The 14,445-nt window shown below is 68.7% G+C and carries 14 protein-coding genes; 8 read left to right on the forward strand and 6 right to left on the reverse strand.

The window, feature by feature from the left end; genetic code table 11:
- Positions 1 to 88 precede the first annotated feature (88 nt).
- Genes glyS through JHW48_RS07360 form a run of 3 tightly spaced genes read right to left on the reverse strand, consistent with a single transcriptional unit; the run spans position 89 to position 3,767 of the window.
- Positions 89 to 2,371, reverse strand: coding sequence for a glycine--tRNA ligase subunit beta (gene glyS / locus JHW48_RS07350; protein ID WP_119886484.1), 2,283 nt, complete (start codon positions 2,369 to 2,371; stop codon positions 89 to 91).
- Complete coding sequence (locus JHW48_RS07355; protein ID WP_119886483.1) at positions 2,371 to 2,847, reverse strand: DUF6446 family protein; 477 nt, start codon at positions 2,845 to 2,847, stop codon at positions 2,371 to 2,373. The genes glyS and JHW48_RS07355 overlap by 1 nt, the downstream gene beginning before the upstream one ends.
- Positions 2,844 to 3,767 carry a glycine--tRNA ligase subunit alpha gene (locus JHW48_RS07360; RefSeq protein ID WP_119886482.1) on the reverse strand — a complete coding sequence of 308 codons (924 nt, stop codon included), beginning with the start codon at positions 3,765 to 3,767 and terminating at the stop codon, positions 2,844 to 2,846. Before JHW48_RS07360 ends, JHW48_RS07355 begins: the two co-directional genes overlap by 4 nt.
- A 93-nt stretch (positions 3,768 to 3,860) precedes the next feature.
- Here JHW48_RS07360 and JHW48_RS07365 point away from each other — a divergent pair, with 93 nt between their 5' ends.
- The gene (locus tag JHW48_RS07365) at positions 3,861 to 5,072 is read left to right on the forward strand and encodes a peptidoglycan-binding domain-containing protein (RefSeq protein WP_147388103.1); all 1,212 of its coding nucleotides are present in this window, start codon (positions 3,861 to 3,863) and stop codon (positions 5,070 to 5,072) included.
- Here the strand turns inward: JHW48_RS07365 and JHW48_RS07370 are convergent.
- A complete protein-coding gene (locus tag JHW48_RS07370; protein WP_272835832.1) occupies positions 5,069 to 6,520 on the reverse strand; it encodes a TrkH family potassium uptake protein in 1,452 nt (483 codons plus the stop codon). The two genes, JHW48_RS07365 and JHW48_RS07370, sit on opposite strands and share 4 nt — an antisense overlap.
- A 139-nt stretch (positions 6,521 to 6,659) precedes the next feature.
- On the opposite strand from JHW48_RS07370, the gene JHW48_RS07375 reads away from it, so the two are divergent.
- Positions 6,660 to 7,781: a Ppx/GppA phosphatase family protein gene (locus JHW48_RS07375; RefSeq protein ID WP_119884899.1), complete on the forward strand. Its 1,122-nt coding sequence runs from the start codon at positions 6,660 to 6,662 to the stop codon at positions 7,779 to 7,781.
- The gene (locus JHW48_RS07380) at positions 7,781 to 8,533 is read left to right on the forward strand and encodes an RlmE family RNA methyltransferase (protein ID WP_119884900.1); all 753 of its coding nucleotides are present in this window, start codon (positions 7,781 to 7,783) and stop codon (positions 8,531 to 8,533) included. Before JHW48_RS07375 ends, JHW48_RS07380 begins: the two co-directional genes overlap by 1 nt.
- 59 nt (positions 8,534 to 8,592) lie before the next feature.
- On the opposite strand, the gene JHW48_RS07385 is transcribed toward JHW48_RS07380, so the two are convergent.
- Positions 8,593 to 9,633 carry a helix-turn-helix domain-containing protein gene (locus JHW48_RS07385; protein ID WP_147388043.1) on the reverse strand — a complete coding sequence of 347 codons (1,041 nt, stop codon included), beginning with the start codon at positions 9,631 to 9,633 and terminating at the stop codon, positions 8,593 to 8,595.
- A gap of 104 nt (positions 9,634 to 9,737) precedes the next feature.
- Positions 9,738 to 10,619: a tRNA (adenosine(37)-N6)-dimethylallyltransferase MiaA gene (miaA, locus tag JHW48_RS07390; RefSeq protein ID WP_119884902.1), complete on the reverse strand. Its 882-nt coding sequence runs from the start codon at positions 10,617 to 10,619 to the stop codon at positions 9,738 to 9,740.
- Positions 10,620 to 10,699: 80 nt separating this feature from the next.
- Between miaA and pyrH the strand changes: the two genes are divergently transcribed.
- The 5 genes from pyrH to JHW48_RS07415 all read left to right on the forward strand — a co-directional run bounded on the left by pyrH (position 10,700) and on the right by JHW48_RS07415 (position 14,445).
- A complete protein-coding gene (gene pyrH, locus JHW48_RS07395) occupies positions 10,700 to 11,425 on the forward strand; it encodes a UMP kinase (RefSeq protein WP_119884903.1) in 726 nt (241 codons plus the stop codon).
- 1 nt (position 11,426) lies between these two features.
- On the forward strand, positions 11,427 to 12,227 hold the full coding sequence (locus JHW48_RS07400; protein WP_119884904.1) for an ion transporter: 801 nt from the start codon (positions 11,427 to 11,429) through the stop codon (positions 12,225 to 12,227).
- An 82-nt stretch (positions 12,228 to 12,309) separates the two neighbouring features.
- Entirely contained in the window at positions 12,310 to 12,873 is a 564-nt protein-coding gene (frr, locus tag JHW48_RS07405) for a ribosome recycling factor (RefSeq protein ID WP_119884905.1), read from the forward strand.
- A gap of 7 nt (positions 12,874 to 12,880) precedes the next feature.
- Positions 12,881 to 13,618, forward strand: a complete 738-nt coding sequence (gene uppS / locus JHW48_RS07410) for a polyprenyl diphosphate synthase (protein WP_119884906.1) — start codon at positions 12,881 to 12,883, stop codon at positions 13,616 to 13,618.
- Positions 13,615 to 14,445 (forward strand): phosphatidate cytidylyltransferase, encoded by an 831-nt coding sequence (locus JHW48_RS07415; RefSeq protein ID WP_119884907.1) that lies wholly within the window; start codon positions 13,615 to 13,617, stop codon positions 14,443 to 14,445. Before uppS ends, JHW48_RS07415 begins: the two co-directional genes overlap by 4 nt.

The raw sequence follows: 14,445 nt of genomic DNA on the forward strand, positions 1-14,445 counted from the left end.
TCTCCGCTTCCAGGGCCGTGAATCACGTAGCGCAACGGGAATGAACGGATCCTTAACCTATTAAAGAGACGCTGTGACGTTCCAATATTCAGCCCTCGATGCGGGTGAAATCCGCGATCTGGCGGCCCGCGTCGCGGATGCGCGACAGCAGGTTCAGGCGGTTGCGGCGCAGGATCTGGTTGTCGCTGTTGACCTGCACCGCCTCGAAGAAGGCGTCGATGGGCGCGCGCAGCGCGGCGATGGCGGTGATGGCGGCGGGGTAGTCCTCGGCCTTCATCGCCGCGCGGATCGCCGGATCGGCGCGGTCCAGCGCGGCAAACAGCGCCCGTTCCTCGTCGGTCTCGGCGAATTTGGGGTCTGCGCCGAAGCTGTATTCGACGCCGTCCTTCTCCTCGGCCTGGGCCAGGATGTTGCCGGCGCGCTTGAGGCCCTGGGTCAGGTTCCGCCCGTCATCCGTCGCCAGCATCGCGTTCAGCGCCGTGGCGCGCGCCACCACGCGCACGAGGTCGTCATTCCCCTCCTGCGCCAGCACCGCGTCGATGATGTCATGCCGAATGCCCTGCTCGCGCAGATGGACCTTGAGGCGGTCGTGGAGGAAGGAGAGGAGGTCGGTAATGTAATCATTGAGATACCTCCCCGGACGACGGTCTATTGCCTGCTCTAGCTTACCGCTTTTCTTGGCACCCTCGAGAATGCCCTCCCAGTCAATCTCATTGAACTTCTTATCTACTGCATCTGAATACAGCTTTTTCGCGTAGGCCGCGCCTTGGCCACCTATCGTTTGCCACGCTCGTTCAGTAGCGTCATCATGTTCTTCCACAGCAGCGCGTATGCTTTGCGCAAATGAGGCCATGAGACCGTTGCGCAGAGGTGTGCGCATGGAAACGGTGAGCATGTTCTTCAGAGAGAGGCGGATCACCCCCAACGCCGCACGTCGAAGGGCGAACGGATCCTTGGACCCGGTGGGCTTCTCGTCGATCGCCCAGAACCCTGTCAGCGTGTCGATCTTGTCGGCCAGCGCCACGGCGACCGAGACGGGGGCGGTGGGGACCTCGTCGGAGGGGCCAAGGGGTTTGTAATGATCGCGGGCGGCGTCGGCGACGGCGTCAGTCTCTCCGGCCTCCAGCGCGTAGTAGCGGCCCATGGTGCCCTGCAGCTCGGGGAACTCGCCCACCATGGCCGAGCGCAGGTCCAGTTTCGCCAGACGCGCGGCGCGTTCGGCCTGGTCCGGGTCTGCGCCGACCAGGGGGGCGATCTCGCGGGCCAGCGCCGCGATGCGGGCCACGCGGTCGGCCTGGCTGCCCAGCTTGTTGTGGAAGGTGACCGCTGACAGCCCGTCCTCCCACGCCTTCATGCCCGATGTCGCCTCGCGCAGGTCGTTCTCCCAGAAGAAGGCGGCGTCCGAGAGGCGGGCGGCCAGCACGCGCTGGTTGCCCGACAGGATCGTGGCGCCGTCATCGGGGGTCTCGATATTGGCGACGGTGACGAAGCCTTCGATCCGGCCCGTGGCGGGGTTTTGGGCCGAGAAGAACTTCTGATGCTCCTTCATCGAGGTCTGCAGGACCTCGGGGGGCAGGGCCAGGAAGCGGTCCTCGATCACGCCCATCAGGGGGACGGGCCATTCGACGAGGCCCGCGACCTCGGTCAGCAGGGCGTCGTCGGGCACGATGCGCCAGCCGCGGGCGAAGGCCAGGTTGTCGGCCTGGGACCGGATCTCGGACGCGCGTTCCTCGGCGTCCAGCATGACGCGGGCGCGGCGCAGCTTGGCGGCGTAATCCTCGAACCCGGTGACGGCGAAGGCATCGGGGGCCATGAAGCGGTGGCCGCGGGTGGTGTCGCCTGCGGTAATGCCGTCCACGGTCAGGGGCACGACGGTCGCGCCGGCCTCATCCGACAGGATGCAGAGGATCGAATGCAGCGGGCGCACCCATCGCAGCGACCCCGACCCCCACCGCATGGATTTGGGCCAAGGGAAATTGCGGATCGTGGCGTCGAGCACCTCTGCCACGATCTGGGCGGCGGGGCGGCCGGGCTTGGTCACGGTGGCGAACCAGACCTGGCCCTTCTTGTCGTCGCGCGCCTCCAGCTGGTCGCGGGTCAGGCCGGTCGAACGCAGGAACCCCTCCAGCGCCTTTTCGGGCGCGTCGGTGCGGGGGCCCTTACGTTCCTCGCGCGTGGTCGGGCTGGCGGCGGTCAGGCCCTCGACGGTCAGGGCCAGGCGGCGGGGCGTCGAGAAGGCGCCGGCGGATGCATAGGTCAGCCCGGCCTCGACCAGGCCGTCGGTGACCATGCGCCGCAGATCCTCGCGGGCGCGGGCCTGCATGCGGGCGGGGATTTCCTCCGAGAAAAGCTCGATCAGAAGGTCGGGCATCAGTCCATCACTCCGCGTTCCGGGTTCTTTTCGTTATATTCGTGCCAGCCATAGACGCGCCCGTCGGGATAGACGGCCAGGATGCGGTCCACGTCGGGGCGCACCTCGGACTGGGCCAGCCAGGCGGTGGCGGCGCCCGATTGCAGGTCGGCGCCGATCCGCGGCGCGTCATAGCAGGAAAACCAGCGCGGCCCGTTCAGCGGCTGCGAGGCGGGCGCGGGGATCATGCCCTCAGGCAGCGCCTCGGCGCGTCCGCAGATGCGCCAGCGGATGGGCGAGCTGTCGGCGTTGATCCCCTCGAACCCGGTCAGGGGCAGGGGGACGGGGCCGTCTGCCGTCTGGACGGTGATCGCGGCCTCGGGGCTGGCGGGGTCGATGCTGTCGAAGAAGGCGTATTCCTGCGTGTACCACACGCCCGCGCCCGCGGCGATGCCGCCGCCGACCAAGGCGATGATCGCGACCTTGCCCCAATTCATGCTGGCGCCCCGGCGGCGTCGGTGGTCAGGAACAGATCGGCGCAGCCCTTGGACAGCGCGCGCACCCGGCCGATATAGGCCTGGCGTTCGGTCACGCTGATGACGCCGCGCGCATCCAGCAGGTTGAAGATGTGGCTGGCCTTGATCGCCTGGTCATAGGCCGGATGCGCCATCGGAATGGCGCGGCCCGCGCTGTCGGTCGGATCGGCGGACAGGATGCGGGCGCATTCGGCCTCGGCATCCTTGAAATGCTGGAACAGTGTGTCCGTGTCGGCCTGGTCGAAGTTCCAGCGCGAATATTCCTGTTCGGTCTGGCGGAAGATGTCGCCATAGCGCAGCGGGATGGGCGCGTCGGGGTCGTTGAAGGGCATGTCCATGACATGTTCGACGCCCAGCACATACATGGCCAGACGCTCCAACCCATAGGTCAGCTCTCCGCTGACGGGCTTGCAGTCATGGCCGCCCACCTGCTGGAAATAGGTGAACTGGCTGACCTCCATGCCGTCGCACCAGACCTCCCAGCCCAGGCCCCACGCGCCGAGCGTGGGGGATTCCCAGTCATCCTCGACGAAGCGCACGTCATGGACCATCGGGTCCAGCCCGATCGCGCGCAGGCTGCCCAGATACAGCTCCTGCAGGTCGGGGGGCGAGGGTTTGATGATGACCTGATACTGGTAGTAATGCTGCAACCGGTTGGGGTTCTCGCCATAGCGGCCGTCGGTGGGGCGGCGCGACGGCTGGACATAGGCCGCGGCCCAAGGGCGGCTGCCAAGCGCGCGCAGCGTGGTCGCCGGGTGGAAGGTGCCCGCGCCGACCTCCATGTCATAGGGCTGCAGGACGGCGCAGCCTTGCTGTGCCCAATAGCCTTGCAGGCGCAGGATGATCTCCTGAAAGCTGCGGGGTCGGTCGGGGCTGGTCATCGGGCCATCCTTTTGCATAGATCGGGCATGCGTCGGCGTCTTCTAGGCGCGCGGCGGAACAGGGTCAATAAAGGCCCGGATGACGGGGGCGGGATGTCTGCGACGAGGATGGTGCTGACGGCGCTGGCGCTGGCTTTGCCGGGGGTGGTGTCGGCCCAGGATGCGGTGATCCGGCTGGAGGCCCGGCCCGACGCGCAGGCGGGCGATGTCGCGCGGGACTGGGCCATGCGGATCCAAGGCGTCGTGACCCTGCCGCTGGAGGGGGGCTGGACCGGCATCGCCATCGGCCCCTTGCCCGCCGCCCGGGCCGAGGCGCTGCTGGGCCAGCTGCAGGCGGCGGGGCGGGTGCCTGCGGATGCCTTTGTCAGCCTGCCGCCGCCCGGCACCGCCCTGACCCCGGTCGGCGCCACCCCGGAGGCCGCCCCCGCGCCGGGCGTCTGGCTGCGCCTGACCGCCCATGCGACCGAGGACGAGGCCCGCGCCGCGCTGGAGGCCGCCCGCGCGGACCTGCCCGAGGCGGGGCTCTGGGCGGATGGGGAGGGTTTTGCCATCGCCTTGGGCCCGGTCGCACCCGATGCGGCCGAGGCCTGGCTGCCGATCCTGGTCCAGGCGGGGCTGGCGCCGGGCGATGCGGCCATCGTCCCGCGCGGCGATCTGGGGCGCGCGCTGGACGCGGGCGGGGCGCCCGAGTTGCCCGCGCCGGGCGATCCCGAACCCATGCCGCCCTTGGATGCGGCGCAGCGCGACCTGCGATGGGCGGGCCATTACCCGGGGCCGATCGACGGGCTGGACGGGCCGATGACCCGCGCCGCCATCCAAGCCGAGATCGCGACCGCCCGCGCCGCCACCGATCCGGGCCGCGCACTGCGGCTGCTGTCGGAACGCCGCGCGGCCTGGGCCGCGGATCAGGGGCTGGAGGTGCTGACGGATGCCGCCACCGGCCTGCGCCTGACGGCGCCGATGCGGGCCCTGGCCTTCGACCGGGTCCAGGACGGCATGGCGATCTATGGCCCGCGGGACGGGTCGGGGGCGGCGCTGATCCTCTTTAGCCGCCCCGGCGATCAGGCCGAGATGCTGCACATGGCGGGGCTGGTCACCGCGCTTGGCTGGGTGCCGCGCCCCGAACGGCAGGTGCGGCGCGGCCATGTGACGCTGCGCGGCGGCAATGACGACCATCTGGGCGGGGCTGAGATGCGGCTGCGCGAGGGCCGGGCCGAGGGCTGGGTGCTGATCTGGCCCGCATCCGACCCGGTGACCCATGCCCGCCTGATGGCCCAGATCAGCGACAGCCTGGCCGGGGACTAGGGCCGCCAGAACCGCGGCAGCAGCAGCACCAGGACCGAGACCAGTTCCAACCGGCCCAGGAACATGCCCAGGATCATCAGCCATTTGGCCGCGGTCGGAAACTCCGCCACCGATCCGTTGGCGGTGATCTCGGGGCCCCAGACCGGGCCGATATTGGCGATGGCGGTCCAGGCGGCGGTCAGGGCGGTGCGCGGATGCAGCCCGGTCAGCGACAGCCCCACGATCAGCAGCCCGAAGGTCAGAAAGAACAGCGTGAAGAAGGCCATGACCGAATCGACCACGTCCTGGTCCAGCGGCTGGCCGTCATAGCGCAGCGGATAGATCCGGTGCGGCGAATGCATCCGGCGGATCTGGGCGCCCACCGCCTCGAACAGGACCAGGTATCGGAACACCTTGACCGAACAGCCCGTCGACCCGGTGCAGCCCCCGATCAGCCCCGCGATGATCAGCACCGTCAGCGGCAGATGCCCCCACATGGTCATGTTGGTCGATGCGAACCCCGTGCCCGAAAAGGTCGATATGGTGTTGAACACCGTCTCGCGCAGCATCTCCTCGGGATGGGCGCTCTGGCCCATCCAGGCCAGGCGATAGATCACGATGATCGCGCAGGCATAGAAGACCCATCGCAGATAGGCCCGGACCTGGGTGTCGCGCCACAGGGGTGCCGCTTGGCCGCGCATCAGCTGGACCATGCGGATGAAGGGGATCGAGGCCAGGATCATGAACAGGCAGGCCGCCCATTCCGGTGGCCCCAGGAACGCCCCGAAGCTGGCATCATAGCTGGAGAAGCCGCCGGTCGAGATCGTCGTCAGGGCATGCACGATCGCGTCGAACCCGCTCAGCCCCAGCAGCAGATAGGTGATGACGCAGGCCCCGGTCAGGATCAGGTAGAGCTGGGTCATCTCGCCCGCGATCTGGCCCGCGCGGGGCAGGACCTTGCCCAAGGTGTCGAACCCCTCGGATCGGAAGAACTGCATTCCGCCGACCTTCATCACCGGCAGAAAGACCATCGCCACCACGACGATCCCCAGCCCGCCCGCCCATTGCAGGATCGCGCGCCACAGGTGGATGCCGCGGGCCAGCCCGTCCAGCTGGGGCAGGGCGGTCGTGCCGGTCGTGGTGAATCCCGACATGGATTCGAAGAAGGCATCTGTGAAATTGGCGTCCGACGCCCCCAGCATCAGCGGCAGCGTCCCGAACAGCGGCAGGATCAGCCAGATCCCCGATGTCAGCAGAAAGGCCTGATGCAGCGTCAGGTGGTCATAGCGCCCCGCCGTCGCCACCGCGACCAGCGTGCCCGCGATCATCGTCAGCGCCGCCGATTGCAGGAACACCACCCAATGCGGATCGCCGTTCCACCAGTCGACCGCCATCGGAAACAGCATGAACGCCCCGATCACGGTCAGGATCTTGCCGATCGGGTGGGCTACGGGGCGGAGGTCCATCATCGCCTCTGGATTGCCGCGCGGCATCTGGCGCGTCAAGGCCCGACGCGCTCGCCCCGGAAAAGGCGCGGGTCACGGGCCCTTGAATGGCGGCACGCGGCAGGTTACCTTTTGATCAACAAGTCATCGGAGGGCGTGTGTCATGACGCCCAAGCGTCCTGCGGGTGCGGACGCGTTCCCGAGAAATACGGTCGAGCCGTCGGGCACCCGACAACCCGGTGAAGGGGCGCTTTACGCTGCCTTGGACCTGGGGACCAATTCGTGCCGGATGCTGATCGCCCGTCCGACGGGCAGTCAGTTCCAGGTCATAGACAGCTTCTCCAAGCCGGTTCAGCTTGGCCAGGGGCTGGAGGCGTCTGGCCGGCTGTCGCGCAGCTCGATGGCCCGGACGGTGCATGCGCTGCAGGTCTGCAAGCGCAAGCTGGACCAGCACAAGGTCCGCAACATGCGCCTGGTCGCGACCGAGGCCTGCCGCCGGGCCCGCAACAGCCGCGATTTCATGCGCACCATCCGCCGCGAGACCGGCCTGCCCATCGAGATCATCGGCGCCGAGGAGGAGGCCCGCCTGGCCGTCATCAGCTGCGCCCCGCTGGTCAGCCAGAAGACAGAGACCCTGATGGTCGTCGATATCGGTGGCGGGTCGACCGAGCTGGTCTGGATCGACCTGGAGGATGTCGAGCCCAAGGAGCGTCCGCGCGCGATCATGCGCCTGTCGGATGGCTTCGGGAACCCGCAGCCGGGGGGCGCGCGGGTCGTCGACTGGATCAGCGTGCCCCTGGGCGTGGCCACGCTGCGCGACCAGTTCGCGGATGTCGAGGATGATCAGGGTCGCTTTGCGCTGATGTCCTGGTTCTTCGAGGAGGCCTTGGCGAATTTCACCCCCTATGCGGACGGATCGCCCGATGAGGGGTTCCAGATCATCGGCACCTCAGGGACCGTGACGACCGTGGCGGCCAGTTTCCTGGGCCTGCGCCGCTATGACCGGACCAAGGTCGACGGGCTGGAGATGACCAGCGACCAGATCGACCGGGTGATCCATTCCTATCTGCAGCTGGGCCCCGAGGGGCGGCGCAGCGATCCGCGCATCGGGCGCGAGCGCCATGCGCTGATCATGTCGGGTGCGGCGATCCTGCAGACGCTGATGCGGGTCTGGCCCACCAGCAAGCTGTCAGTCGCGGATCGCGGCCTGCGCGAGGGGTTGCTTTATGCCCAGATGGTGCGCGATGGGGTGCTGACGCCCGAAGGACTGAACGGAGTGGCCTGATGACGAAACAACCCACCAGCCGGGCCGGCAAGACCAGCGGCCGCGGCACGCGCGACCTGAAGGTGCGGGTCAAGACCGCCAAGGGCCGCAAGATGTCCTCGAAGCTGTGGCTGGAGCGGCAGCTGAACGACCCCTATGTCGCCCGCGCCAAGCGCGAGGGCTTTCGCGGGCGCGCGGCCTACAAGATCATCGAGCTGGACGACAAGTACCGCTTTCTGGTGCCGGGCGCGCGGGTCGTCGATCTGGGCTGCGCGCCCGGCGGCTGGTGCCAGGTGGCCGTGGCCCGCGTGAACGCCTTGGGCGAGAAATCGGGCAAGAAGGTCGGGCGCGTTCTGGGCCTGGACCTGCAGGAGGTCGACCCCATCGCCGGGGCCGAGATCCATGTGCTGGATTTCCTGTCCGAAGGCGCGGATGACAAGGTCAAGGAATGGCTGGGCGGGCCGGCCGATGTGGTGATGTCGGACATGGCGGCCTCGTCCTCGGGGCACAAGGGCACCGACCATATCCGGATCGTGGCGCTGGTCGAGGCGGCGGCGCAGCTGGCCTTCGACGTCCTGGAGCCGGGCGGCACCTTCGTCGCCAAGGTTCTGGCCGGCGGCGCCGAGGTCGAGATGCAGGCCATGCTGAAGCGCAACTTCACCAAGGTCGCGAATGTGAAGCCCCCGGCCAGCCGCAGCGATTCCTCGGAGAAATTCGTGGTGGCGACCGGGTTCCGCGGCCGCGACGTCCTGGGCGCGCCCGACGCGGAGTGATTGCGTCCCGCGACGGCCGGGGGGAGCTGCGCCCCCCGGACCCCCCTGCCATGGGGTCCTTACTGCATCTGCTGGCGATAGGCCTCGGGCGTACGGCCGGTGGCGGCCACGAAGGATCGCGTGAAATGGGTGTGGCTGGCATAGCCCAGATCCTGGGCGATGCGCGCCGCGGGGCGGTCGGTATGGCGCAGCATCTCGGCCGCGCGTTCCAGGCGCAGCTCGTGCAGCAGGTCGATGGCGCGCTTGCCCCGCGCCTCAAGGCAGGCGCGGTCCAGCAGGGTCAGCGTCGTGCCCAGGTCCTGGGCCAGTTCGGCCAGGGTGCGGGGCGCGCCGATCTGGATGGCGGCCAAGGCCAGGAAGCGGTCTACTAGCGGGCGGTCGGGGCCGGCATGGGGCTGGCCCGGCATTGCCCCACGTTCCGGATCCAGCCGCGACAGGCGCAGGGCCAGCAGGTTCAGATGGCAGGTCAGCGCCTTGCAGTCGGGGGCGCGCGCGGCCTCATCGACCAGACCCTGCAGGCAGGACATCAGCGCCGCCGCCCCATGGCCCGCGCAGCCCGCCGTCACCCGACAGGGCAGGGCCGGGTCCAGATCGACGGCCAGTTCCGGCGACAGCAGCAGCACATGGCCCAAGGCCCCCGGCTGCGAGCGGCTGGCAAAGGCGGTTCCGGCGGGGATGAAGCGGACGTCGTCGGCGTCCAGCAGCGCGCCGCTGCGCGGGAAATCCAGGCGGACGCGGCCTTGGGTCACCCAGATCAGCGTGTGGTCGGGGCGGGTGCGGGGATGGACGGGGCCCCGGCCGGTGCCCCAGCTGAACGCCTCCAGCGGCAGCAGGCGCAGGCTGGCCTTGCGGGGCGCGAAGCGGCGCGAGGCGGGCGCCACGCGCACGGCCAGCGCATCGGGCATCACGATCCGGCCATAGCTGGCGACGGGCCGGGCCTGAACGCGGGCGGGGCCCGCATCGGGCACCCGCGCCGCCGTTACCGGGACGCGGTCGCCCTGGCCTGATCGGGCCCCAGTGCGGGCGGGATCGGACAGGCCCAGCCCCGAGGGCGTGAACGGAAATCCGCCAGTCCAACCAGAGCGTTCCCATAGCGACATGATGCCAGCCCGCCTTCCCCAATCGCGCATCGGCAAATTATCGCCGATATGGGTGAAAACTCAATGAACGGCTGTCGGGTTTCGCATTTCGGGCGCGCGAGGCCTCAGTCGTGGCCGACGGGCCACAGCTGCCAGTCGGGCATGCGGTTGCGGAACCAGATCCGCTGCGACTTCGCGTACTGGCACGAGGCGATGACGGCGCGCTCGGTCGCCTCGGGCAGGGTCATGCGGCCCTGCAGATGGGCGATCAGTTCCGGCGCGCCGATGGCGCGGGCCCATTGCGCGGCGGGGTCCCATGCGGGCAGGGCGGCGCGGGCCTCCTCCAGCGCGCCCTGGTCCAGCATGGCATGGAAGCGCCGGGCGATGCGGTCGGCCAGCCAGTCGCGATCGGCGGTGACGACCAGCCCCTGCACCCGGTCGGGCGACAGCAGGGGCGGCGGGGTCCGGGCCTGCCAATCGGCGATGCCGCGCCCGGTGGCGGTCAGCACCTCCCATGCGCGCTGGACGCGGGCGGGGTTCCGCAGATCGATCCGCGCCCGGCTTGGCGCATCCAGATCGCCGACCAGCCGCGCCAGCCCCTGCGGTTCGGCCAGAATCGCATCGGCCCGCGCCCGCACCGCGTCGGGCACGGGCGGGATCGCCGCCAGCCCCCGCGTCAGCGCCGTCAGATAGAGGCCCGTGCCCCCCACGACGATCAGCCGCCCCGGCAGGCCCGCCACCTCGCGCAGCCAGTCGCCCACGGAATAGGCACGCCCCGGCGCCACATGGCCATAGAGCGCGTGTGGCGCGGCCGCCAGATCCGCCGCATCGGGCCGCGCCGTCAGCACCCGCCAGCAGGACCAGATCTGCAGCGCATCGGCATTCACGATCAGCCCACCTTGGGCCCGCGCGACCGCCAGGGCCAGCGCCGACTTGCCGCTGGCGGTCGGACCCGCGATCACCAGGTGGCGCGCCGGATCGATCTGTGTCAGGTCAGGGTCGCGCATCGTCCATCCGGCAGTTGATCCGGCTGCCCTTTTGCGACATTTAGCGCCCCGAGAAAAGCGACCGGCGACAGGAGCCCCCCATGACCACCGAGACACCGAAGCAATATGGCCGCGTGATGCTGAAGATCTCGGGCGAGGCGCTGATGGGCGACCAGGGCTACGGCCTGCATCCGCCCACCGTGACCCGCATCGCCAATGAGGTCGAGGCCGTCCAGGCCATGGGCGTCGAGGTCTGCATGGTGATCGGCGGCGGCAACATCTTTCGCGGGCTGCAGGGCAGCGCGCAGGGGATGGAACGCACCACCGCCGATTACATGGGCATGCTGGCCACCGTCATGAACGCCCTGGCCATGCAATCCGCGCTGGAGGCCAAGGGCCTGCATTGCCGCGTCATCAGCGCCATCCGCATGGACGAGGTCTGCGAGCCCTATATCCGCCGCCGCGCCATCCGCCACTTGGAAAAGAAGCGCATCGTGATCTTTGCCGCGGGCACCGGGAACCCCTATTTCACCACCGATACCGCGGCCACGCTGCGCGCCTCCGAGATGAACTGCGAGGCGATCTTCAAGGGCACCAAGGTCGATGGCGTCTATGACAAGGACCCGGTCAAGCATGCCGATGCCAAGCGATACGGCGATGTCAGCTATGACGAGGTGCTGCAGAAGCATCTGGGCGTGATGGACGCATCCGCCATCGCGCTGGCCCGCGACAACAAGCTGCCGATCATCGTGTTCTCGCTGGACGCGCCGGGGGGCTTCCGGTCGATCCTGGAAGGGCGGGGGACCTATACGCGTGTCCACAACTGACATGTCGCTGCGCGCCCGGATCGACGCACTGATCCACGGCCCGCGCGCCCAGGGCTTCATCACCGCCGTCATCCTGTTCAACGCGATCATCCTGGGGCTGGAGACATCCGTCACGGTCATGGCCGCGGCGGGGCCGCTGATCCTGTTTCTGGACGCGGCCTGCCTGTCGATCTTCGTGATCGAGATCGGGATGAAGCTGTTCGCGCGCGGGGGGCGATTCTTCCGCGACGGCTGGAACGTCTTCGACTTCGTGATCGTGGGGATCGCGCTGATGCCGGCGACCCAAGGCCTGTCGGTTCTGCGCGCGCTGCGCATCCTGCGGCTGCTGCGCATCGTGTCGGTCACGCCGCGGCTGCGCCGCGTGGTCGAGGGATTCCTGTCCGCGCTGCCGGGCATGGCCTCAGTCTTTCTGCTGATGGGTATCATTTTCTACATTTTCGCGGTAATGGCGACGAAGCTCTTCGCGGGGGCCTTCCCGGAATGGTTCGGCGACATGGGCAATTCGGCCTATTCGCTGTTTCAGATCATGACCTTGGAAAGCTGGTCCATGGGCATCGTGCGCCCGGTGATGGAGGTCTTTCCCCTGGCCTGGCTGTTCTTCGTGCCCTTCATCCTGATGACCACCTTCGCGGTGATGAACCTGGTCGTGGGTCTCATCGTGAACTCCATGCAGGAGGCCCATCAGGAGGAGGAGAACGCAGCCACCGAGGCCTATCGCGACGAGGTCCTGTCGCGCCTGGCCCAGATCGAGGAGCGCCTGTCGCGGGCCGAGGGAACCGGGCGCGACCGCGACGCGTCCTGATCGGACCGCCCCGGCAAAGGCTTTGCCAATCCGGGGCGTTGCGGTTACAAGCGGAAAAAATTCAAAGCAGAGGCAGTCCGACATGGCTGAGGACATCGAAATCGACATCGACGATCTGGAACGGCGCATGAAGGGGGCGATGGACAGCCTGCGCGGCGAATTCGCCAGCCTGCGCACCGGGCGGGCCTCGGCCTCGATGATCGACCCGGTCCAGGTCGAGGCCTATGGCCAGATGACCCCCATCAACCAGCTGGGCACCGTCAACGTCCCCGAACCGCGCATGGTCACCATCAACATCTGGGACAAGGCCATGGTCGGCAAGGTCGAAAAGGCCCTGCGCGAATCCGGGCTGGGGATCAATCCGCAGCTGAACGGCACCATCATCATGCTGCCCATCCCCGAGCTGAACGAGGAACGCCGCCGCGAGCTGACCAAGGTCGCCGCCCAATATGCCGAAAGCGCGCGCGTCTCGATCCGCAACGTGCGCCGCGACGGCATGGACCAGGTGAAGAAGGGCAAGACCGCCGGCATGCCCGAGGACGACCAGAAGTTCTGGGAAACCGAGATCCAGTCCCTGACCGACCGCATGATCGCATCGGTTGACGAGGCGCTGACGGCCAGGCAGGCCGAAATCATGCAGGTCTGATCCGATCATGGTATGGGCTCGGGGGGCATCGACGGCCGTGGCGGCGGGGGGCGTGACGCGCCCGCGTCACGTCGCGATCATCATGGACGGCAATGGCCGTTGGGCGGCCGAGCGCGGCTGGCCGCGCCTGGTCGGGCACCGTCGCGGGGCCGAGCGCGTCAAGCAGATCGTCACTGCCTGTCCCGATCTGGGGGTGGACTGGCTGACCGTCTATGCCTTTTCGACCGAGAACTGGAAGCGCTCGACCGAAGAGGTCCTGGGCCTGATGAAGATCTTTCGCCGCTATATCCAGCGCGAGGCCGAGGGCATGTCCGCCGAAGGGGTGCGGATGCGCTTCATCGGCGAACGCTCGCGGCTGGACCGGCGGCTGCAGGACCTGATGGCCTCGATCGAGGCGCGGACGGCGGGCAACACGCGGCTGAACCTGACGGTGGCCATCAATTACGGCGGGCGCAACGAATTGCTGCGCGCCTCGGCCCGGCTGGCCGAACGGATCGCGGCGGGCGAGATCACCGCGCCGACCGAGGCCGATCTGGCCGCCTGCATGGACACGGCCGGCCATCCCGATCCCGACCTGGTGATCCGCACCTCGGGCGAGACGCGGACCTCGAACTTCCTGCCATGGCAGGCGGCCTATTCCGAATACGAGTTCACGCCGACCCTGTGGCCGGATTTCACCCCCGATCACCTGGCCCGCATCCTGGACCGCTACGGCCTGCGCGAGCGCCGCTTCGGGGGCGCATGACGGCCGCCGGCGTCAGAACCGGGGGCAAGTGGGCCGACCTGTCGCGGCGCGTGGCATCCACCATCGTGCTGCTGGGGATCGGGGTGCTGCTGGCCGTGGCCGAGGGGGCCTGGCTGCGGCTCGGCATGGCGGTGATATCGGCGGTGACCTTCTGGGAACTGGCGGCGATGACCGGCTGGAAGAACCCGGCCCGCCACGTCACCCTGTTCGGACGGTCGCGCCCCATCGCGCTGGCCGCCATCGCGGGCCTGTCCCAGGCCGTGGCGCTGACCGGCCTGCCTTGGGCCTGGGCGGCCTTGGCGCTGCCCATCCTGCTGGGCCTGCCGGGGGCGGCGGCGCGGGACCGGGCGACCTATGCGATCTTCGGCGCGGCGATCCTGCTGGTGGCCTATGGGCTGGTGGATTTCCGCGAAAGCTACGGGCTGAATTTCGTGCTGTGGCTGATGGGGGTCATCATCATCTCGGACACGGCGGGATATTTCTTCGGCCGGATGATCGGGGGGCCCAAGTTCTGGCCCGCCGTCAGCCCCAAGAAGACCTGGTCCGGCACCGTCGCGGGCTGGATCGGCGCCTGCATCCTGGGCGCGATCCTCTGGGCGATGGATCGGGGCGATGCGACGCTGATCTGGGTCTCGCCGCTGGTCTGCCTAGCGGGGCAGCTGGGCGACATCGCCGAAAGCTGGCTGAAGCGCCGCGCGGGCGTCAAGGACAGCTCGAACCTGATCCCGGGCCATGGCGGCTTCATGGATCGATTTGACGCAGTGACCGGCGCGGTGCTGGCCACCATGCTGATCGGCGTCCTGACCAGCCTGCCCGTGGTGAACTGA

This window comes from Paracoccus aestuarii (assembly GCF_028553885.1).
In the GTDB taxonomy this organism is placed as follows: domain Bacteria; phylum Pseudomonadota; class Alphaproteobacteria; order Rhodobacterales; family Rhodobacteraceae; genus Paracoccus; species Paracoccus aestuarii.